The organism is Micromonospora sp. NBC_00898 (assembly GCF_045207895.1).
In the GTDB taxonomy this organism is placed as follows: domain Bacteria; phylum Actinomycetota; class Actinomycetes; order Mycobacteriales; family Micromonosporaceae; genus Micromonospora.
In genome coordinates, this window is the sequence record NZ_CP108775.1 from 4,920,411 (window position 1) to 4,940,543 (window position 20,133).

Below are 20,133 nucleotides of genomic sequence, written 5' to 3' on the forward strand. Positions count from 1 at the left end.
GTGAGAGCGCAACCTCCGGCGTGGCCCGCCGACCGATGGGCCGACGCGGGCCTGGTCAGCGGCGAGGCGGTGGAGCTGGACGTCCGGGCGGCCCGGCTCGGCTCCCGGGTGCTCGCCCTGGTGATCGACCTGCTGGCCCAGGTGATCGTGGCGGCGCTGTTGTCGGCCGGGCTGACCGTGCTGGTGCTCGCCCTGCCCGCCGCGGTCGTGGACGCCGCCCTGACGGGCGCCCTGCAGACGGTGCTGCTGGTCCTGGTGCTGGTCGGCTACCCGGTGCTGATGGAACGCTTCGCCGGTGGCCGGACGCTCGGCAAGCTCGCGGTGGGCCTGCGGGTGGTCCGCACCGACGGCGGTCCGGTCGGGGTCGGGCAGTCCCTGACCCGGGCCCTGGTGGGCGTCGCGGTGGAGTGGCCGGGGCTGGTGCTGCCGCTGCTGAGCTGGGCGGCGAGCGTGACGGTCATGCTGACCGACCCGCGCGGGCGGCGCCTCGGCGACCTGGTGGCCGGCACGATGGTGGTCCACACCCGGGGTGCCGCGGTGTGGCGGCCGGTCCCGCTGGCGGTCCCGGCGCTGGCCGGCTGGGCGCACACCCTGGACCTGACCCGGTTGGACGACGGGCTGGCCCTGGCGGCCCGGCAGTACCTGGGCCGGGTGCACCAGCTGGTGGAGCCGGAGCGGGACCGCCTGGGTCGTGCGCTCTGGGCCGAGGTGGCCGCCGTGATCTCCCCGCCGCCGCCGTGGGGCGCGCCGGAGTCCGTCTACCTGGCCGCGGTGCTGGCCGAACGGCACCGTCGGGCCGTGAACCGGCTGTATCACGCCCGCGGGGTCACCGCGACGCTCTGGCCCGAGCTGACCGCACCGCCGGTCGCGGTGCCGCCGCCGGCCACGACCGGTTCGGCGGCGGGCGCGCCGGTGGTGCGGCCCGCCGCGCCGGCACCCGCCGTCGCCGACCAGCCCCATCCGGTACGCGGGCAGCCCGCCCCGGTCGACGCCGGGCGCCCGGCGGGCTGATCCGGTCGACGCCGGAGGCCCGGCCGGCCGATTCGGCGGCCGGGGCGACCCGGGTCAGGCGAAGAGCGCGCGTCCCCAGTGGTCGGCGGCGTCGCGCACCCCCGGCGGGCAGGCGAACACGGCGCTGGAGACGTGCCGCAGGTATTCGTTCATCGCGTCGTTACGGGCGAGCCGGGTCTGGATCGGCACGAACTGCTTCCGCGGGTCCCGCTGGTAGGCGATGAAGAAGAGCCCGGCGTCGAGCCGGCCCAGCCCGTCGGATCCGTCCACGAAGTTGTAGCCGCGGCGCAGCAGGCGGGCGCCGTTGTTCAGATCCGGGTGGGCGAGCCGGACGTGCGAGGTCTCGGCGATCACCGGCTCCCCGTCATCGCCCTTCGCGGCGAAGTCCGGCTCGTCGAACTCGGCGCCCTTGCCCAGCGGCGCGCCGCTGCCCTTGGTCCGGCCGACGATCTGCTCCTGCTCGGCCAGCGAGGTCCGGTCCCAGGTCTCGATCAGCATCCGGACCTTGCGGCTGACCAGGTACGACCCGCCGGTCATCCAGTCCGGCCCGTCGCCGGGCTGGACCCAGAGGTGGTCGCGCAGCAGCCCGGCGTCCTCGGCCTTGAGGTTGGCGGTGCCGTCCTTGAAGCCGAAGAGGTTGCGCGGGGTCGCCTGGTCCCGGGAGGTCGACGAGGTACGCCCGAAGCCGAGCTGCGACCAGCGGACGCTGACCACACCCATGCCGATCCGGGCCAGGTTGCGGATGGCGTGCACCGCCACCTGCGGGTCGCTGGCGCAGGCCTGGACGCAGATGTCCCCGCCGGAGATCTCCGGGCGCAGCGCGTCCCCGGCGAAGTGCGGCAGGTCGGCTAGCGCGGGCGGCCGCCGGTCGGCGATGCCGAACCGGTCCCTGCCCTGCGCGTCCCGGAAGAGCGTCGGGCCGAAGCCGATGGTGAGGGTGAGCTGCGACGGCGGCAGCCCCAGCGCCTCACCGGTGTCGTCCGGCGGCGCCTCCGGCACGCCGCCGACCGCGCCGATCAACCCGGCGTCCTTGCCGGCGGTCATCCGGGCGGCGGCGGCCGTCCACTCCTGGAGCAGCGCGACCAGCTTCGCCCGGTCCTTGGTGATCACGTCGAACGCGACGAAGTGCAGCCGGTCCTGGGCGGGCGTGGTGATGCCGGCCTGGTGCTCGCCGTGGTAGGGCACCGCCCCGGCCGCCACGTCGTTCGCCACCGCGTGGCCGGAGTCGCGGACCAGCGCGGCGGCGCCGGCGGCGACACCCGCCACCCCGGCGACCCCGACGCCGGCCAGGGTGATGGCCCGCCGCCGGGACAGCGTCGTCCCGCGCGCCTCGTCGGCGGGCGCCGCCTCGGTGGCGGCCCCGGTGCTCGGCTCGCTCATCGCGTCACCTCCTGGCGTGGTGGTCATCGGGCGACGACCGCGGCGACCTTGCTGATCGGCTCGGCCAGCGCGTTGATACTGTCCGACAGCTCCTTGAGCTCGGCCTTGCTCAGCTGGGTGTGCAGCTTCCAGCCGTCGCCGGCCCGGTGCTTGCCCAGCGTGGACTCGGCGTTGGCGAACTCGGTGTCGAGCTGCTTGACCAGTTCGGGCGAGCGCTGCTCCAGCGCGGGGCGCAGCGCGGCGATCGCCGCCTTCGAGCCCTCCAGGTTGGCGCTGAAGTCCCAGAGGTCGGTGTGCGAGTAGCGGTCCTCCTCGCCGGTGATCTTGCCGCTGGCCACCTCGTCGAGGAGTTCCTTGGCGCCGTTGGCGAGCTTGAGCGGGTTGAGCTTCTCGGCGTTGGCCTTGGCCACGATCTCCTTGACGTCGGCCAGCAGCCGGTCGGCGATCGGGCCGTCCTTGGCGATGTCACCGCTGGTCCAGAGATCCTTCTCGATCCGGTGGAACCCGGTGAACTCCATCCCCGCCTCGATGACCTCCTCGCGGCCGTCGATCTTCGGGTCCAGGTCGCCGAAGATCTCCGCCACCGGCTCGATCCGCTCCCAGTACGTGCGGGCCACCGGGTAGAGCGCCTTGGCCTTGGCCACGTCGCCGGCCTTGACCGCGGTGACGAACTCCTCGGTCTTGGTCAGCAGCGCGGCGGTCTGGCTGGTGACGTAGCGCTGATAGCTGGCGGTAGCCTGGCTCAGCGCGGCGTTCGGGGCGACGGTCGCGGCGGTGCCGCTGACCTTCAGCGCGGCGCGGATGCCGCGGCCACTCATCCCGGGCTTGCAGGCCGTCTCGTACGTCCCGGCGGGCAGCTCGACGCGCAGCTCGCGGCTCAGCCCGGGGGCGATGTTCTCCACCTCACCCATCACCCGGTCGCCGGTGGCGTAGACGTAGAACTCGTTGACCTTGCTGCCGGAGTTGGTCACCGAGAAGGTGGCCTGACCGGCGGTCAGCTCGGTGACGTCCACCTCGCAGGCGGTATCGGTGGCCTTGACCTTCACCGCGTTGCCGGCCTTGGCGGCCGACTTCCCCTCGGTGTCGGCGCCGCAGGCGGTGACGCCGGTGACGGCCAGCACGCCGGCGGCGGCGAGCACGACGAAGCGGGTGGTACGCATCAGAGCTTTCTCTCCTCGGAAAAGGCGGATCAGGCGCGCTGGCGCGCGGCGGACTGGGCGTCGGTCTCGGGCTCGCCCGGGGCGGCGGCCGTCGGCTCGCCGGTCGTCGCCGGGGCGGCGTCCGTCGGGGCGGCGGCGGGCGTGGCCGGGGTGGCCGGGGCGGCGGCGGGCTTGGCCGGGGTGGCCGGCTTGCGGAGGAAGAGCGCCAGCACCGGTAGCGCGTAGGCGACCCAGGCGACCATCTCCAGCACGCTCGGGGCGGCGGTGATGTTGAACATGCCGGCGAGCAGCGCGGCGTACCAGGTGCTGGGGTCGAGCACCGAGGAGATGTCGAAGGCGTGGTTGTTCAGGCCGGGCAGCGCGCCGGCCTCCTGGAAGTCGTGCACGCCGTACTTGAGGATGCCGGCGGCGACCAGGATGAGCAGCGCGCCGGTCCAGGTGAAGAACTTGCTCAGGTTGATCTTCAGGGCACTGCGGTAGAGCAGGAAGCCGAGCACGACGGCGGTGGCGATGCCCCCGGTCAGCGCCAGCAGCGGCCCACGTCCGGCGCCGCCTGCGGCGCTCTGGGCTGCGGAGTAGAAGATCAGCGCGGTCTCCAGGCCCTCCCGGATCACCGCGAGGAAGGACATGCCGGCCACCGCGAGGGAGCCGACCGCGAGCGCCTCGGTGAGCTTGCCGCGCAGCTCCCCGGCGATCGTCCGGGCGGCCTTGCGCATCCAGAAGATCATCCAGGTCACGAAGACCACGGCCGCGACCGAGGTGATCGCCTCGAACAGCTCGCGGTCCTCCGAGCGGGCCAGCAGCGAGGTCGAGGTGTACTCGATCAGCCAGCCGAAGAAGACCGACAGCACCGCGGCCAGGCCGACGCCGGCCCAGACCTGCGGCAGTCTGTCCCGCCGCTGCGACTTCACCAGGAACGCGACCAGGATGCTGACCACCAGGGTCGCTTCCAGGCCTTCCCGCAGGCCGATCAGGTAGGTGGCGAACATCGGTACTCCGTGATCAGTTAGGTACGCCTCAGCTAACTTAGGGCAGCCATACCTTCCTACTGATTCGACCCGCCGTCAAGTCGATCCGGGCAACATCACCCTGTCCACGGGGCATCCGGCGGGTGGCCGGCTGTGGCAGGATCCCGCCATCCCTTCAGACAGGACGACCGTGGCCGACGACCTCTTCACCCCCACCATCACCCCCGCCACGTACGCCCCGCAGCGCCCGCCGTGGCGCCCCGGATCGCTGATCTACCCCGCCGTCTTCGGCGGCCCGCTCGCGGTCACCGTGCTGGCGCTGGTCAACGCCCGCCGGCTCCGGCTGCCCGGCCGGGCCACCCTGGCGATCGCCGGCGCCGGGCTCGCCGCCGTCGTCACCCGCATGGCGGTCACCGTGGCCCTGCTCGACGGCCACCTGTCCGGGCCGGGTCGGCTGGTCGGGGCCCTGTCGGGCGCGGTGGTCTGGGCGGTGGCCAACCTCACGCAGAAGGGCCGGTTCCGCACGTACGAGATGCGCGGCGGCGAGCCGGCCTCGCTGGTGCTGCCCGGCATCGGGGCGGCGGTGGGACTCGGCATCGTCGAGGGGATCGTCATCGTGCTCACGGTCGCGCTCCGGTGACGGCCCCCCAGGGACAGCTCGCCCGCGTGGTGGGCCTGCTGGAGATGAACCGGCCGGAGCAGGCGCTGACGGAGCTGGGCCGGCTGCCCGGGGCGGCGGCCACCGACCGGGTCGCGTACCGGCTGCGGGTGATCGCGCTCAGCGCGCTGGACCGCTGGGACGAGGTGGCGGAGGCTGCCCGGCAGGGCCTGGCCGAGGTCGGGCCGGACGCCGAACTGCTCGGCCGGCTGGGCCTCGCGCTGCGGAGCCAGGGCGCCTACGCGCCGGCCGAGCGGGCGCTGCTCGACGCGCTGGCGCTCGAACCCGAGGACCCGTGGCTGCTCTGCCAGTACGCCGACCTCTGCGTCACCGTCGGCCAGACCGACAAGGCGGGCCGCCTGATCAGCCGTGCCGCCGAACTGGCCCCGGAGAGCCCGGCCGTCTACGGCAGCCGCATCCAGCTCGCGTACGCCTGCGGTGACGACCGGGAGGCCGAGCGGGTGACCTGGGAGTTCCTGGGCCGCCATCCGGACAATCCGACGGCGCTGGCGATGCACGGCGGCATCGCCGCCGAGCGCGGTCGAATCGTGGCCGCGCACCGGTCCTTCGGCCGGGCGGTGGCCCACGACCCGGACGACCCGGACTACGCCGAGGCGGCCTGGGAGACCCGGGTCTACACCCACCCGCTGCTGGTCCCGCTGCGCCCGCTCTACCGCCTGGGCATCCGGTTGTGGCTGATCGCGGTGGGCACCATCGCCGTACTCAACCTGGCCAAGCTCTACATCCCCGCGCTCGTCGTGGCGCTCGCCTGGGTGCTCTACTGCATCTGGTCCTGGATCGCCCCGCCCCTGGTCCGCCGCCTGATACTCGGCCGGTGGCGATCGTGACGCCCGCTCCCGCCGGGAAGGGCCGGCCGCGGTGAGGGGACTGTTGCCCTGGCTCGGCGTCCTGGCCCTGGTCATGGTGCTGAGCGCCCTGCGGCTGCGTCCGCTGGCCACCGCCGTCTCGCTGGCCTGGCTCGCCTGGTGCGTCTGGACGTGGATCCGCCCGACCCGCCGCGGCCCTGGCTGAGCCGACACGGCCCATCCGGCCCCGAGCCGCCCGAGGACCATGACCCTGGTCAGCCGATATACCTGACAGTCATATTCATGCCCCTCAGGTATATCGCCGACGAGAGCACCATGCCCTCGCCCGCGCCACCGCCCGGGAGCCGGAAATACGGAACCGGGCCGACCGCTCAGGCGGCCGACCCGGTTCCGGGTGTCGATCAGTAGCGGTAGTGGTCGGGCTTGAACGGGCCCTCCTGGGACACACCCAGGTAGGCGGCCTGCTCCTTGGTGAGGGTGCTCAGCTTGGCGCCGAGCGCCGACAGGTGCAGCCGGGCGACCTTCTCGTCCAGGTGCTTGGGGAGCACGTAGACGCCGATCGGGTACTCCTCGGTCTTGGTGAAGAGCTCGATCTGGGCGATCGTCTGGTTGGCGAACGAGTTCGACATGACGAAGCTCGGGTGGCCGGTGGCGTTGCCGAGGTTCAGCAGGCGCCCCTCGGAGAGCACGATGATCGCGTGCCCGTCGGCGAAGCGCCACAGGTCGACCTGCGGCTTGATGTTGATCCGCTCGACGTCGGAGCGCTTGGCCAGCCCGGCCATGTCGATCTCGTTGTCGAAGTGGCCGATGTTGCCGACGATGGCCTGGTGCTTCATCCGGGCCATGTGCTCGTTGGTGATGACGTCGAAGCAGCCGGTGGCGGTGATGAAGATGTCCGCCTGCTCGACCACGTCGTCCAGGGTGGCGACCTGGTAGCCGTCCATCGCCGCCTGGAGCGCGCAGATCGGGTCCACCTCGGTCACCACGACCCGGGCGCCCTGGCCGCGCAGCGACTCGGCGCAGCCCTTGCCCACGTCGCCGTAGCCCATGACGACGGCCATCTTGCCGCCGATCAGCACGTCGGTGGCGCGGTTGAGGCCGTCGATGAGCGAGTGGCGGCAGCCGTACTTGTTGTCGAACTTGCTCTTCGTCACCGAGTCGTTGACGTTGATGGCCGGGAAGAGCAGGGTGCCGGCGCGGTGCATCTCGTACAGCCGGTGCACGCCGGTGGTGGTCTCCTCGGTGACGCCCTTGATGCCGGCGGCGATCCGGGTCCAGCGCTGGCCGTCCTCGGCGAGCGAGCGGTGCAGCAGCTGGAGGATGACCGCGTACTCCTCGGAGTCGGCCGACTCGACCGGCGGGACGACCCCGGCCTTCTCGAACTCGACACCCTTGTGGACGAGCAGGGTGGCGTCGCCGCCGTCGTCGAGGATCATGTTGGGGCCGTGGCCGTCGGGCCAGGTGAGCACCTGCTCGGTGCACCACCAGTACTCCGGGAGGCTCTCGCCCTTCCAGGCGTACACCGGGACGCCGGCCGGCGTCTCGGGGGTGCCGGTCGGACCGACCACGATCGCCGCGGCGGCGTGGTCCTGGGTGGAGAAGATGTTGCAGGACGCCCAGCGGACCTGCGCGCCGAGCGCGACCAGGGTCTCGATCAGGACGGCGGTCTGGATGGTCATGTGCAGCGAGCCGGTGATCCGGGCGCCGGCGAGCGGCTGCGCCTCGGCGAACTCACGCCGGATGGCCATCAGGCCGGGCATCTCGTGCTCGGCGAGCTGGATCTCCTTGCGCCCGAACTCGGCGAGCGACAGATCCGCCACCTTGTAGTCGCCCTCGGCGAGGGTGCTCGGCCGGGCCTCGGACGGCGCGCCGCTGGGGGCGGCCGGGAGGGTGCTGGTCATGGAAGCTCCTGTCGAACGATGTGCTGCGCAGCCTTCCACCTTACGCTCGCAGGCGGATGGAGCACGGCCCGGTCGGCGGACAGCGCACGGGGCGGTCGGTCGTGGACGGTCTTTCCATCCACCAGCCGGCCGCCCCGTGCATCCCCCCGGTTTGGATCCCCCGCGCGCTACCGGACCTTCGTCGCGACAACGCTGCGTACCCATAGCGTCACACCGGGCAACGTCGTCGTCAAGCTATTTCGGGAAAGTCGGACTTGTGTCGAGCGGCGGGCGGGGCCGACTCAGCGCAGGCCGGAGGCGGCGACGTACGCCTCGCCCTCGCCGCCGACGACCAGCGGCCCGCCGGCCGCGGTCCCGATGGCCGCCTGGCCCGGCCCGAGGGTGATCGTGCCCACCCCGTCGTCCACGACGAGCTTGCCGGCCCGGCAGAGCACCACGCGCGGCCCCGGCAACGCCAGCCGCGCCTCCGGGGAACCCGCGTCCACCAGCACCCGGTGCAGCGCGAAGTCGTCCACCGGCACCGGCCACGTCACCACTCCGGGCGCCACCGGGGCCGGCGGCACGACCGGCTCGGCGAGCACCTCGAAGCGCAGCACCCGCAGCAGTTCGTCCACGTCGACCCGCTTCGGCGTCAACCCGCCGCGCAGCACGTTGTCGCTGGCCGCCATGATCTCCACGCCGGTGCCCCGCAGGTAGGCGTGCAGGTTGCCGGCCGGCATCCAGATCGCCTCGCCCGGGGCCAGCCGCACGTGGTGCAGCAGCAGCGCCACCAGCACCCCGGGGTCGGCCGGGTAGTCCACGGCCAGCGCGCGGGCCAGCACCGCGTCCGGGCCGCCGGCCTCCGCCGCGAGCACCGCCGCGACGAGCCCGGCGCGCTCCGCCTCGGGCCAGCTCAACAGCAGACGTACGGCCTCCCGCAGCCCCGCCGTCCCGCCGCGCAGCGCGGCCACGACCGGCTCCAGCACGGGTACGCCGAACGCGGCGATCGCCGCGGCCGACTCCGCCGGGTCGCGGAACCCGCACAGCGCCTCGAACGGCGAGAGCGCGACCAGCAGCTCCGGCTTGTGGAACGGGTCGACGTAGTTGACCCGTTCCACGTCGGCGGCGTGCCCGGCCCGGGCCTGCTCGGCGTTCGGATGGGCCTGCAGGCTCAGCGGCGCGTCCGCGGCGAGCACCTTGAGCAGGAACGGCAGCCGGGTGCCGAACCGGCCGACCAGTCGCTCGCCCAGCCAACTCTCCGGCTCGGCGACCAGCAGATCGGTCAGGTTGACCGGGGCGCCGTCCCGGTCGACCGTGGCCGGGGCGCCGGGGTGGGCGCCCAGCCACAGCTCGGCCTCCGGGCCCGCGCTGGGCACCGGACGGCCCTGCAGCTCGGCGATGGCGGTCCGCGAGCCCCAGGCGTAGTCCCGGATCCGACCCTGCAGCAGTTCCACGCTCAGCTCCCGGGTTGGGCGGGCTGCTCGCCGGTCTCCGGCTCGGGCACCGCGGTGTGCGACGCGGCGCCGGTGCCGGCCCGGTCGGCCGCCGCGCTGTAGATGTCCGGCTCGAGGTAGATGACCCGGGCGATCGGCACGGCCGTACGGATCCGCGCCTCGACGGCGTCGATGCCCCGGGCCAGCGACTCGGCGCTGTCGCACGGCGACACGGCGATCTTCGCCGCCACCATCAGCTCCTCCGGGCCGAGGTAGAGCGTCTTCATGTGGATGATCCGCTCGACCTCGGGGCCCTCGGCGATCGCCTTCTCGATCGCGGCGAGGTCGTGCTCCTCGGCGCCCTCACCGAGCAGCAGGCTCTTGGTCTCGATGGCGAGCACGATCGCGATGGTGACCAGCAGGACACCGATCGCCGCCGTGCCGGCCGCGTCCCACATGCCGTTACCGGTGATCAGGGTCATCCCGACGCCGAAGAGCGCGAGAACCAGACCGATCAGCGCGCCGAAGTCCTCCAGCAGCACGACCGGCAGCTCGGGCGCCTTGGCCCGGCGGATGAACCGCACCCACGACTGGTTGCCCCGGATGTGGTTGGACTCCTTGATGGCGGTACGGAAGGAGAAGGTCTCCAACCCGATCGCGATCACCAGGACGGTCACCGGCACCCACTGCCAGCTGCTGATCGGCTCCGGGTGCTGCGCCTTGTGGTACGCCTCGTAGAGCGCGAACAGGCCGCCGAGGCTGAACAGCACGATCGAAACGATGAACGCGTAGATGTAGCGCTCCCGGCCGTACCCGAAGGGGTGTTCGGGGGTGGCCTCGCGCTTGGCGCGGCGGCCGCCGAGCAGCAGCAGGCCCTGGTTGCCGGAGTCCGCGACCGAGTGGATCGACTCGGCCAGCATCGACGAGGAGCCGGTGAGCAGGAACGCGATGAACTTGGTGACGGCGATGCCGATGTTGGCGGCGAGGGCGGCGACGATCGCCCTCGTCCCGCCGTTGGCGCTCACGCCGCCGCTCCCGTCCCGGACCTGACCACACCGGGCCGGATGGCTCGATCGCTCACTGGTTCGACAGCTCCTTCATTTCGGTGATGGCCGGAACCGCCATCGGGTCCAGGCCGTGGGCCAGGGCGAGGTAGACCGAGGCGAAGTCCGGCACCGCCATCAGCGAGGCGAGCCGTTCCAGCGCGGAGCCGCCCTCGGCGGTGACCACGTCGCAGCGCACCCCGCGCCGCTCGGCGAGGGTCTGCACGGCGTCGGCCCGGCGTTCCTCCACCGCGAGGGGCTCGTCGGTGTCGTCCTCGGCGTTGAGCCCGCCGTCGCGCAGCAGCACCAGCCGCAGCCGGGTGGCGTCGGGGTCGGTCTCGGCCGGGTCGGCGAAGATGTCCCGCTCCCCCTCGACCAGCCCGCCGAAGACGCCGTCGAGCAGGCCGACGCGACCGCGCCCGGCCTCGCCGAGCGCGCCGGTGACCACCGGATAGCGCGCGTTGGCCGACAGGGTGTCGCCGAACCGGCGGGCGGCCACGGTGGCCAACGGCGACGAACCCCAGACGATCGGGACCGAGCCGGCCAGGCCCAGGGCCAGGGATTTCGCCGGGTTGACGAAGGACTCGGCGGTGGGGCGGCACCGGTCGGCGTCCGCGTCGAGCCGGGCCGCGGTCTCGGCCAGGTCCGCCTCGTTGACCTTCACCAGCCCGAGCGTACGGGCGGCGAGCAGGACCGGCACGGTGAGCGCCCAGAGACTCGCCCGGGCGGGTGCGCGCCGGGGCACCGGGATGAACGGCGCCCGGGCCCGCTCGGCCACCGACTGGAGCTGGGAGTCCGGCGCGCCGACGGCGACCAGCCGGGCACCGCGCCGGTGCGCGGCCTCGGCGGCGCCCAGCGCCTCGGGGCTGCGGCCGGAGGCGCTGACCGCGATGACCACGTCCGCCGCGCCGACCCAGCCGGGCACACCGGCGCTGCGATGCGGGATGACCGGCACCGGGCAGCGCGGGCCGGCCACGGTCGCCAGCACGTCACCGGTACGCCCGGCGGTGCCGATACCGGCGATGACGACGGCCCGCGGCCGCCCTTCGTCTTCGAGCAGGTGCAGGTTGGCCTCGGCGGCCAGCGCGGCGGACTCCCGCACCTGGGCGCCGGCCGAGGCGGTGAACCGGAGCATGCCGCCCGGGTCGTGCTCGGCGAGCGCGTCCGGGTTGTCCAGCAGCGACTCGTCGGCGTGCCGGCGTCCGCTGACCCCGGCCGTACCCTCCATCATCGCTGCGGCGCGGAGCCGCCGCGCGCGTCCGCCGCGGGTCCGCCGCGCGCCTCGTCCAGCAGCAGCACCGGCACGTCGTCGCGAACCTCGAAGATCCGACCGCACTCGGTGCAGGTCAGGGTCTGGGCCTGCGCGTCATAGTCGAGCGGGGCGTGGTGCGTGTCCGGGCAGGCGAGAATCTCGAGCAACTGCGGGTCCAGGGCCACGGCGCGGCTCCTTCCACGTATGCGGTCTCACCGGTCGGCGGTGCCGGCCGGCGCACGCGATCTTATCGGCGAACCCGGCCGGACACCGCGCCACGGAAGCACATCGTCCGCCGCCCGGCGTTCCGCTCAGCACCGCACGCGATCACCACGACTGAGCGTAACGGAGCGCGGCGGCCGCGTCCCGGCTCAGCCGGGCAGGCGGGGCATGACGGTGGTGGCGTCACCGCCGGCCGGCGCCGGCGGCGGGTCGCCGGGCTGCTGCCCGCCGTACACGTTGCCGGTGGGGCGGGGCGCCGGCGTACCGCCGTAGACGCCGGGGGTGGGTGGCTGCTGGCCGTACACCTGGCCGCCCGGCGTGCCGTAGGTGGTGCCGTAGGGGTTGTTGCGCGGCAGCGGGAGCTCCGGGTAGCCGGCGGGCTGCTGGTCGACCTGCTCCGCCCGGTTGCGGCGGACCAGCAGCACGATCAGGGCGATGCCGACGAGCACCAGCGCGATGCCGAAGTACATGATCGGGGAACCTCCGGAGGAGTTGTCGGCGGCGGCGCGCTGCCCGGCGGTGGGATCGAGGGCGGCGGCCGCGGCCGACGCGGTGTCGGCGGCGCCCGGCGGCTCGGTCGCCACGGCGCTCGGCGTCGGGCTCGGCGAGGGCTTCCGGGACGGCGCGGCGGCCACCGCCGCGCCCACCACCCGGGCCGAGGTGGCGTTGCTGCCGAGCTGCCGGCCGGACGCGGCCGTCGCCTCTCCCACGACGGTCAACCGACCGCCGGGCGCACCGGCCAGGAAGGCGACCCGGTAACGCATCGTGATGCTTTTGCCCTTGCACAGGGCCGGGTTGGCCGGCGAGGTGGGAACGGTGGCCACCGTGCCGCCGCCACCGCCGACCGCCACCTGCTGCCACTGCCCGCCGATGTTGGCCTGCACCTGGACCTGGTCGGCCCGGATGCCGTCGAGCCGCAGGCCCAGCCCGGTCCGCAGCAGCACGCAGCCGTCGGTGCGCTTGCGCACCTCGACCGCCACCGTGCCGGGCGATCCACCGACGGTGAAGCGGTCCGCCGACCGCACCTCCACCCGGTCGCCCTCGGCGAACGCCGGGGACGCCCCGACCGTCACCAGGCCGCCCAGCAGCGCAGCGACCGTCGCCAGCCGCAGCACGTGCCGCCGCACCGACATGTCCACCTCACCGTTCCTCGCCCCGGCGGGGCCCGCGGGTCAGGTTACTACCGGGCCGGGTCGGCCCCCGGTCATTGAGCGCCCCGGATGTGCGCGGCGACACCCCGCGCCACCCCCGTCATCGGTCGGCCCGCACCGCCTCACCCCGGCGGATCGCGGGGCTGGGTCCGACGGGTCCCGGGGCTCGGTCCGGCCGGTCGCGGGGCTGGGTCCGGCGGATCGCGGGGCTTGATCGACTCCTGATCGCCGACACGGGCGCAGCCCACCCGCCGGCGCACCGCCACATCGCCGACCTGGCGATTCCCTGCGCCCGGACCGGCCGCGCCGGGCGCCCGCCGGGCCCGGTCAGGGCGACTCGGCGGCGAGGGCGTCGCGGCAGAGCCGGTCGGCCGTGCGGGTGGTCTCCGGCAGCCGGTAACGCGGGGTGAGCGCCAGCACCCGGTCGGCGGCGTTGGCCAGGCCCATCCGGTGGCCGACGCTGACGAAGACCGGCTTCACCTCGTCCCGGGTACGCAACACCCGGCCGACCACCTCGCCGCCGTCCCGGAGCGGCGCCCAAGCGCCCCGGTCGGGACCCGGCTCGTCCCACTCGCCGACCAGCGGCGTCTTGCCGACCCCGATCGCGGGCAGGCCGGTGACCACGCCGAGATGACAGGCCAGCCCGAACCGGCGCGGGTGGGCGAGCCCGTGCCCGTCGCAGACCAGCAGGTCGGGCCGGACGGTCAGCCGGTCCAGGGCGTCGAGCAGCGCGGGCAGCTCGCGGAAGGCGAAGAGCCCGGGCACGTACCCGAAGGCGGGCCGGCCCACGCTGACCGCCGAATCCACCACGGCCAGCGTCCGGGCGTCCAGCACGGTCACGGCCGCCGCGAGCCGGTCACCGCTCTCCGCGTACGCGACGTCGAGGCCGGCCACCGTCGCGGGCGCGGTCGGTCCCGGCCCGGCCAGGTCGACCAGCGGTCGCAACTGCTCCTGTACGCGCAGCGCCTCCGCCACGCTCCCCGGCGGCACGTACCGATGTCCCCCGCCCGTCACGTCGACCCTCAGGCGGGGCGCAGGTTGACGCGGGCCTCGTCGACCCAGCGGAGGATGCCGTGCGCACCGGCGGCCTCGGCGACGCCGGCGGCCTCGTCGATGAAGGCGAGCCCCCGCTCGGGATGGCCGGCTTCGGCGCTGAGGTAGCCGAGGGCGACCAGGTTCGCGGCCACCCCCGACCGGAAGCCGATCTCCTGACGCAGCCGGGTGGACTCCGTCATCAACTCCAACGCGCCGTCGGTGCGGCCCGCGGCCTGCTCGACGAAGGCGAGGTGCCGCAGCACGTACGAGAGGGTCAGCCGGTCGCCGGACCGGGTCGCCAGCTCGCGGGCCCGGGCGAACGCCGGGGCCGCCGCCTCCTGGTCCCCGCGGACGACCTGGTGGACGGAGCCCACCCGGAACAGCGCCTCGCCCTCACCGCGCAGATCGCCGAGCTGCCGGTACAGCTCGGCGGCCCGCTCGAAGAGCTCCAGCTCGCGCGGATCCTCGACCCGCTCGTCGAGGAAGCGCACGTGCAACGCTCGGCCACGGGCGAGCGCGAGATCCGCCTCGACGGCGTCGAGCGTCCGCTCGGCGGTCGCCAGCGCGGCGGCGTCGGCGGCGAACATCGCGTCATCGCAGAGTTTCCGGGCCCGCTCGATCCGATCGTCGGTGCCCACGGACGGTGCCGTCACCTACTGGCCCACCCGCCCGTCGATGCGCTCGCGCAGCAGATCGGCGTGACCGCAGTGCCGGGCGTACTCCTCGATCATGTGCAGCAGCAGCTCACGCAGCGAGATCTCCTCCCCGTCCGACATCCGCGCCCGGACGCCGAGATCCGCCGTCGCGGCGACCAGCTCGTCGGCGAACGCGATCTCGGTCCGCCAGCTCCGCCACGCCTCCTCGACCACCGCCGGATCCCCCACCGCGTCGTCGAACGCGCCGTCGCGCTCACCCTCCGCCGAGTAGAGCTTGGGCGCGTCCTGGCCGGCCATCACCCGCCGGAACCAGCCGCGCTCCACCTCGGCCAGGTGCCGCACCAGGCCGAGCAGCGACATCTTCGACGGCGGTACGGACCGACGGGCGAGCTGCTCGGCGTCGAGGTCGACGCACTTCAGTTCGAGGGTCAACCGGTAGTCCCGGAGGTATCCGACGAGCATCGACCGCTCGTCATGGAAGCCACCCTCCGAGCGCGGATCGTCTTCCGGCCGGACGAACATGTTCGACCAGGCGAACTGGGGAGCGGGCTGGTCGGTCTCGGTGGTGGTACGCGCATCAGTCATGCCCGGACCCTCGCCCACGCCCCGCCCTCACGCAACGAATTTTGATCCTCACGCCTGGCTGGTGGCGATCGAGGGATCCGCGCCGGGGTCACCGGCCCGCTGAAGCTCCTCCTCGAACATCACGAACGTCCTCCGCCGGATGCCACTGATCAGCGCCTGCTCCCGAGGGGTCGGATAACGCCGCTCCCGGCCCAACGTCTCCTCGATCGCACTCACGGTCTCGTAAAGGGCGAAGACGGGGCCGTCGCCCCGCAGGTAACGCCCGCGATCATGTTCAGTTCGCTGAACGAACTGGTCACGTGTTATCTCTTCGATCTCGTCTCCGCCGACGAAGAGCACCTTGTCGATCAGGTCGTTCGCCGGCTGCCAACCGCCGCTCTTCCAGGAAAGACGCCACCCGGCGACTCCGCCGTCCGGGGTTTCGACTAGCTTGACCGGAGACTCGAAGTAGCTGAAGAACCTGGGGAGCACCAGGCCTCTCGCGCGACTCACCTGCTGTGGCACCTCTCAGAGCCCTTCACCCAGTGCACGCCAGAATCTGTCCTGCACCCGCTGCAACAAACCATCTCGGATGGCGCGCTCGACATTCGTCAGGGGACGCCCGTCCGCCTCGGCAATCGCCTCGAGGTCACGCCGGACCTCGTACAGGGCATGCTCCCACTCGGCCACCGGCTCAAGCGCGGCAAGGTGCAGTCGCAGTTCGGCGACGTGCCCGTTCGAGATGCGAAGGTTGACCAGCACGTCGCGGTAACCGCTCAGCTGGGGAGACAGGAATCGATCCTTGATGTCGAGGATCAGCACCTGAGGGTCGGCGGCCAGCCGGCCGACCGCCCGGTAGATGTCGTCAAGCTGGCCGAACTGCACCTTGGCCGCCGCCAGATCCTTCAGCCGCGATGCATCGTTCTGGTATTCCACGAGCTTGTCCATCACCCGTGCACGATCCTTGGCCTGGACACGCCAGCTCGGTCGCCCGTGATCACCAGCCAGATGCGATGCGATGCCGTTCAACTCCCGCTGGGCGGCCACCGCATCGGCATAGAGCTGCTCGACGTACGCGAGTCGATAGCCTTCGTCGTCCATCCGCGACGCGTCGAAGCCGAGCTGGAGACTCGATTGCTTTCGAGCCGCCACTGCGGCGGTGATTCGGCGCTGCTCGGCCGTCAGCGGCGTGGGCCGCGGAATCGGCTCCTCCTCAACGGCCACCGCCTCGGGGCCGCGTTCGGCGATGTCGTCCAGGACCTCACCCAGCACGTTGATCGCCTGCTGGTGGATGGCGAGGTGGTGCAGCGTCATCGGTCTCGCCGTCAGGGAGTTCGCCAGCTCGGGCGTGGCCAGCATCATCCGGGCCAGGTCGGGGTGCTGCGTCAACTGCCGGACGAGCGTCTCGGCCAGCAGCGGCTCGCCGCTGGGGGGCGCCTCCCACGTCTGGTCCAGCATCTGCTGCACCCGGGGATCGCCGAAGAGCCGCGTCAGGTCGCGCGCGGCCGCGTCGTCCAGCCCCGGTACGAGCCTGCGTAGCGCCGACTCGTCCAGGTGGTTCGCCAGCTCAACCGGGGTCACGCCGGCAGCGAAGACCTCCTCGATGCTGTTGCTGGCGGTCACGCCGTCCCGCACGAACACCCCGGCTGAAATCCGCTCGGCGTGCGCACTCCGGTGAGTACGTCGCACCTCACCCGGATCCGGCTCCTGCCGGCCCCCGGCGGGCGCGGCGGCGCCGGGCGGTCCGGAGACGTCCGACTCCCAGAGCAAATGGACATGGTTGAAGTCCGGCACGTCCTCCGCCGTTTCGGGCGGAGCCGGTGACGGCGCCGGCGTTCGCGGCGGGTCGGTTCGCGGCGGCGGGTCGGGCAGGACGTTGAAGTTGCCGGGTGGCCGGCCGGCCAGCGGCATCGGGTGGCCGTCCCGTCCCAGGACCAGCGCGTCCACCCCCACCACATTCGCGTGATTCGGCCCGCCGCTGTGGGTGTAGAGCGGGCGGTCCCAGACGTGCCCGTGCTGGGGGTCGAGGTAGAGCACCGAGCCGTTCTGGTTCAGTGCCACCCAGGCGTGCGAACCGCCACCCTCGTAGCTGGTGATGAGGAACGCGTAGCTGCCGTGGCCGCCGAGGAGCAGCTGCTCGTGGAGGTCGCGATACCCGTGCTCGACCGCCTGCCGCACGGCGGGCGCGCTCGTATCGCCCGGCACCGGGCAGAGGTTCTGGAAGCGCCCGCCGGTGCTCTCCTCGACCCGTCGCGGGCCGTCCGCCTCACCCCCGACCGGACGGCAGACGTCCCCCTGCAGGTAGCCGTCGAAGGTACGCGGGGCGGAGACCCGCGGCCGGCCGTGCATCCACGTCTCGTAGAGCGACAGGGTGCAGTCGAGACAGTTGATCCCCCGGGTCGGGTCGGCCTGCGGGCCGCCGTCGTTCGCGAGCTGGAACCAGCCCCCGTGCCGGGGGTCGGCGGTCCGCATGATGCTGCCGTCCGGGTTGCGCGGCACCTGCCGTTCGAGGTCCGTCTGGTGCAGCGCGAGCGGTGGGCGCAGTCCGCCCCGGATGCCGTACCTGCGGGAGCGATCGATCGGGGGCGGGCCGTCGTCGCGGGTGAGTGCCGACCGGTCGGACGTCTCGACCGAGCCGGGTGCGAGGTCGGCGACATCGTCGTTGATCCGGTAGAAATCCGCGTCGGCATCGACCATCACCTCGTCGGGCACGACCGACCCGTTCAGCACCGCCTGCGCACGCTCCCGCAGCTCGTAGCTCATGGTGCTGGCATCGAACGCGGCCTGCCGCCACCGTCGCGCGAGCAGATCGCGGCCTGTCTCCTCCAGTTGTTGCGCGTGGGTGCCGTATTCCCCGGCCGAGCGTTGACGCCGATCAGCGCTCGCCCGAAGCCAGTCAGCTTCTTCCTGCCGCCGCCGCTCCTCGAACCATGTTCGCTGCGCCTCGAAGTAACCCTGGTAGCGGCGTCGATCCAGGCCCTCGCGATCGGCTCGCGCGGCGGCGAGTTGTTCCGGGGTTCGGGGGCGGGGTGGCAGCGGGTCGAACGGCCCCGGGAGGACCGGCGAAGCGTCGTCCGCCTGTCGCGGCGGCCGGGGCGCCAACGCCTCCAGCAGCGGAAATCGTGGTGACGGCGACGGCTCGGGAGCCGGGGCCGGCGGGACCGGGGCCTGACTCGGAGCAGCGGGCGTGGCAACGTGACCCAGGCGGGACGTGGTGGTCGGCGGGGCCGGCGGGGCCAAGGTTCCGGCCAAGGAGCGGCCGGGCGTGGGATCACTGCCGCCGGCCCGGGGCGGCTCGCTGCCTACCAGCGGGCCCCCGCCCGTCATTGGTGGTGGCACCGGCGCCGGCCCCCCGCTGGACGGGAGCGGGGCGGTGACCGGTGCCTGGTGGGTGCCCGCCACCGGCTCCGCCGTCACCGCGGGACGTAGCGAGGAGCCGTCCAACGCTGCCGTCACGTGCGCCGGAACGGTGTCGACGGACGTCGGGGCCGTGGACGCCAGGCGCGGATCGGCGGCGGCCGAGGACCGGGTCGGGGTCACCTCCGCTTCCACGGTGACCGGTGATGACGGGGATGCGATCGGCTCGCTGGCGACCGATACGGACACGACCGAAGCCGCCTGCGGCACAGCAGGCACGGAAGCGCCCTGGACGGCCGGCCCGTTGAGCGGGAGCGTCCCGACCACGGGAGCGGCGAGCGGGCCGGCCGACTGGGGTGAAACGACTTCGCTGCTCGGGCCGGCGGCGGTAGCCGGGACAGCGGCGGCGGGTCGTGGCGTGCGTTCACCGAGCGCGTCCGGCGCGGCTGCGTCCGGGCCGGACACGAAGGCAGCCGTACCGCTGAGATCCGTCAACGGCAGGGTGGTGCCGGCCAGGGCAGCCATCCGCCCGTCGAGTCGGTGGTGCAGCGCGGTGTCCGCCTGGCCGGTGGCCGCGCCGCTGACCCCGGAGACGGCCGCCCGCGCCAGGTCCTCCAGCGAGGCCCCCTGCCCGGTGACCAGGCCGGCCGCACCCTCGGCGAAGACCTCGCCGGTCATCTCCCGGCCGAGGTGCTCGCCGATCTCGGCGAGCCGCCCGTTCGCGTGCCGGCCCAGGCCGGCGAGGGGAGCCACTGCGCCACCGGCGAATCCACCGACCGCGGACATGCCGACATCGGCGACGTCCAGGCCGTCCCGGCGGCCGGTGGAGTTCTGGTACGCCTGGGTGGCGAGGCTGACCCCGGCCTCCTGCCCGGCCTCGACGAGACCGCCGAGTGCGGCACGACGGGCGAGCCCGCGCATGCCACTCTTGACGACCTGCTTCGCGGCCCGCTCGCTGGCCTCCTTCGCCCCTTCCTTGAGGGCCTTGCGGGCGAGCTGCGTCATGAGCCGCTTGAAGATCTGCTGCACCACCATCCGGCTCGTGGTGATCGCCACCCCGGCTGCGGGCGAGGCTGCGCCGGCGGTGAGGACCGTCGCCACCGCCAGCGAGAGCAGCTCGACGACGAGGATGCCCAGCTCGATCCAAACCTCGATCTTGGCACCCTCGATGTCGCAGCCACACGACTCGACGAGCTGCCCCAGTTCACCGGTGACCGCGAGCAGGACGGGTAGCGGCGCCTCGTCACCCTCGGCCACCCGCCGCCACGCGGTGTCGAAGGCCTCGGCGACCAGGCCGATGCCGCCGTAGCCGCTGCGTACCTCGGACGCCGCCGAGGTCGCGTCGGCACGCGGGCCGGCCAGGACGCCGGCGACGCAGTACCACTGGTCGGCGAGGTCCCAGACGGCGCGCTCGTTGCTCTCGGGCCACTCCACCCCGACGACCCAGTCCAGAGCCTCGTAGATCCAGCCGGGCAGCTCCCAGGGGCAGTGGTCGAGCGGGTGCGGGATCGGGCTGGGCAGCATGCTCACGCGCGG

At 73.3% G+C, this 20,133-nt stretch carries 18 protein-coding genes; 4 read left to right on the top strand and 14 right to left on the bottom strand.

Annotation, left to right across the window (positions count from 1 at the left end; all coding sequences use genetic code 11):
- Complete coding sequence (locus OG799_RS23885; RefSeq protein WP_406037691.1) at nt 1-1,011, top strand: RDD family protein; 1,011 nt, start codon at nt 1-3, stop codon at nt 1,009-1,011.
- A gap of 54 nt (nt 1,012-1,065) precedes the next feature.
- Here the strand turns inward: OG799_RS23885 and efeB are convergent, their stop codons facing one another.
- The 3 genes from efeB to efeU are packed head-to-tail and all read right to left on the bottom strand — an operon-like array spanning nt 1,066 to nt 4,540.
- Entirely contained in the window at nt 1,066-2,418 is a 1,353-nt protein-coding gene (gene efeB, locus OG799_RS23890; protein WP_406037693.1) for an iron uptake transporter deferrochelatase/peroxidase subunit, read from the bottom strand.
- Nucleotides 2,415-3,551 carry an iron uptake system protein EfeO gene (gene efeO, locus OG799_RS23895; protein ID WP_406037695.1) on the bottom strand — a complete coding sequence of 379 codons (1,137 nt, stop codon included), beginning with the start codon at nt 3,549-3,551 and terminating at the stop codon, nt 2,415-2,417. The genes efeB and efeO overlap by 4 nt, the downstream gene beginning before the upstream one ends.
- Nucleotides 3,552-3,580: 29 nt before the next feature.
- A complete protein-coding gene (efeU, locus tag OG799_RS23900; protein ID WP_406037697.1) occupies nt 3,581-4,540 on the bottom strand; it encodes an iron uptake transporter permease EfeU in 960 nt (319 codons plus the stop codon).
- A 169-nt stretch (nt 4,541-4,709) separates the two neighbouring features.
- Between efeU and OG799_RS23905 the strand changes: the two genes are divergently transcribed.
- The 3 genes from OG799_RS23905 to OG799_RS23915 are packed head-to-tail and all read left to right on the top strand — an operon-like array spanning nt 4,710 to nt 6,209.
- Entirely contained in the window at nt 4,710-5,159 is a 450-nt protein-coding gene (locus OG799_RS23905; RefSeq protein WP_406037699.1) for a hypothetical protein, read from the top strand.
- The gene (locus OG799_RS23910) at nt 5,156-6,025 is read left to right on the top strand and encodes a tetratricopeptide repeat protein (protein WP_406037701.1); all 870 of its coding nucleotides are present in this window, start codon (nt 5,156-5,158) and stop codon (nt 6,023-6,025) included. Before OG799_RS23905 ends, OG799_RS23910 begins: the two co-directional genes overlap by 4 nt.
- A gap of 31 nt (nt 6,026-6,056) precedes the next feature.
- Entirely contained in the window at nt 6,057-6,209 is a 153-nt protein-coding gene (locus tag OG799_RS23915; protein ID WP_406037703.1) for a hypothetical protein, read from the top strand.
- A 196-nt stretch (nt 6,210-6,405) separates the two neighbouring features.
- Here the strand turns inward: OG799_RS23915 and ahcY are convergent, their stop codons facing one another.
- The 11 genes from ahcY to OG799_RS23970 form a co-directional block, all read right to left on the bottom strand.
- On the bottom strand, nt 6,406-7,905 hold the full coding sequence (gene ahcY / locus OG799_RS23920) for an adenosylhomocysteinase (RefSeq protein ID WP_406037705.1): 1,500 nt from the start codon (nt 7,903-7,905) through the stop codon (nt 6,406-6,408).
- Nucleotides 7,906-8,186: 281 nt separating this feature from the next.
- A complete protein-coding gene (gene manA / locus OG799_RS23925) occupies nt 8,187-9,338 on the bottom strand; it encodes a mannose-6-phosphate isomerase, class I (RefSeq protein WP_406037707.1) in 1,152 nt (383 codons plus the stop codon).
- Nucleotides 9,339-9,340: 2 nt separating this feature from the next.
- A complete protein-coding gene (locus OG799_RS23930; protein ID WP_406037709.1) occupies nt 9,341-10,342 on the bottom strand; it encodes a cation diffusion facilitator family transporter in 1,002 nt (333 codons plus the stop codon).
- Between the two features lie 52 nt (nt 10,343-10,394).
- Nucleotides 10,395-11,591 carry an SIS domain-containing protein gene (locus tag OG799_RS23935; protein WP_406037711.1) on the bottom strand — a complete coding sequence of 399 codons (1,197 nt, stop codon included), beginning with the start codon at nt 11,589-11,591 and terminating at the stop codon, nt 10,395-10,397.
- Complete coding sequence (locus OG799_RS23940; protein ID WP_406037713.1) at nt 11,588-11,797, bottom strand: Trm112 family protein; 210 nt, start codon at nt 11,795-11,797, stop codon at nt 11,588-11,590. Before OG799_RS23940 ends, OG799_RS23935 begins: the two co-directional genes overlap by 4 nt.
- Before the next feature lie 186 nt (nt 11,798-11,983).
- A complete protein-coding gene (locus tag OG799_RS23945) occupies nt 11,984-12,967 on the bottom strand; it encodes a hypothetical protein (RefSeq protein WP_406046383.1) in 984 nt (327 codons plus the stop codon).
- A 345-nt stretch (nt 12,968-13,312) separates the two neighbouring features.
- Nucleotides 13,313-13,975 carry a deoxyribonuclease V gene (gene nfi, locus OG799_RS23950; protein WP_406037715.1) on the bottom strand — a complete coding sequence of 221 codons (663 nt, stop codon included), beginning with the start codon at nt 13,973-13,975 and terminating at the stop codon, nt 13,313-13,315.
- A 32-nt stretch (nt 13,976-14,007) separates the two neighbouring features.
- Complete coding sequence (locus OG799_RS23955) at nt 14,008-14,658, bottom strand: tetratricopeptide repeat protein (RefSeq protein ID WP_406037717.1); 651 nt, start codon at nt 14,656-14,658, stop codon at nt 14,008-14,010.
- A gap of 15 nt (nt 14,659-14,673) precedes the next feature.
- On the bottom strand, nt 14,674-15,261 hold the full coding sequence (locus OG799_RS23960) for a DinB family protein (protein ID WP_406037719.1): 588 nt from the start codon (nt 15,259-15,261) through the stop codon (nt 14,674-14,676).
- A gap of 48 nt (nt 15,262-15,309) precedes the next feature.
- Nucleotides 15,310-15,732 carry a hypothetical protein gene (locus tag OG799_RS23965; RefSeq protein ID WP_406037721.1) on the bottom strand — a complete coding sequence of 141 codons (423 nt, stop codon included), beginning with the start codon at nt 15,730-15,732 and terminating at the stop codon, nt 15,310-15,312.
- A gap of 36 nt (nt 15,733-15,768) precedes the next feature.
- Nucleotides 15,769-20,121: a toxin glutamine deamidase domain-containing protein gene (locus tag OG799_RS23970; protein ID WP_406046384.1), complete on the bottom strand. Its 4,353-nt coding sequence runs from the start codon at nt 20,119-20,121 to the stop codon at nt 15,769-15,771.
- Between the last annotated feature and the right edge of the window lie 12 nt (nt 20,122-20,133).

Coding starts and splice junctions, on each gene's coding strand:
- efeB (WP_406037693.1), bottom strand. CDS start 2,418: ATGACCACCACGCCAGGAGGTGACGCGATGAGCGAGCCGAGCACCGGG.
- efeO (WP_406037695.1), bottom strand. CDS start 3,551: ATGCGTACCACCCGCTTCGTCGTGCTCGCCGCCGCCGGCGTGCTGGCC.
- efeU (WP_406037697.1), bottom strand. CDS start 4,540: ATGTTCGCCACCTACCTGATCGGCCTGCGGGAAGGCCTGGAAGCGACC.
- ahcY (WP_406037705.1), bottom strand. CDS start 7,905: ATGACCAGCACCCTCCCGGCCGCCCCCAGCGGCGCGCCGTCCGAGGCC.
- OG799_RS23935 (WP_406037711.1), bottom strand. CDS start 11,591: ATGATGGAGGGTACGGCCGGGGTCAGCGGACGCCGGCACGCCGACGAG.
- OG799_RS23945 (WP_406046383.1), bottom strand. CDS start 12,967: ATGTCGGTGCGGCGGCACGTGCTGCGGCTGGCGACGGTCGCTGCGCTG.
- OG799_RS23960 (WP_406037719.1), bottom strand. CDS start 15,261: ATGACTGATGCGCGTACCACCACCGAGACCGACCAGCCCGCTCCCCAG.
- OG799_RS23970 (WP_406046384.1), bottom strand. CDS start 20,121: ATGCTGCCCAGCCCGATCCCGCACCCGCTCGACCACTGCCCCTGGGAG.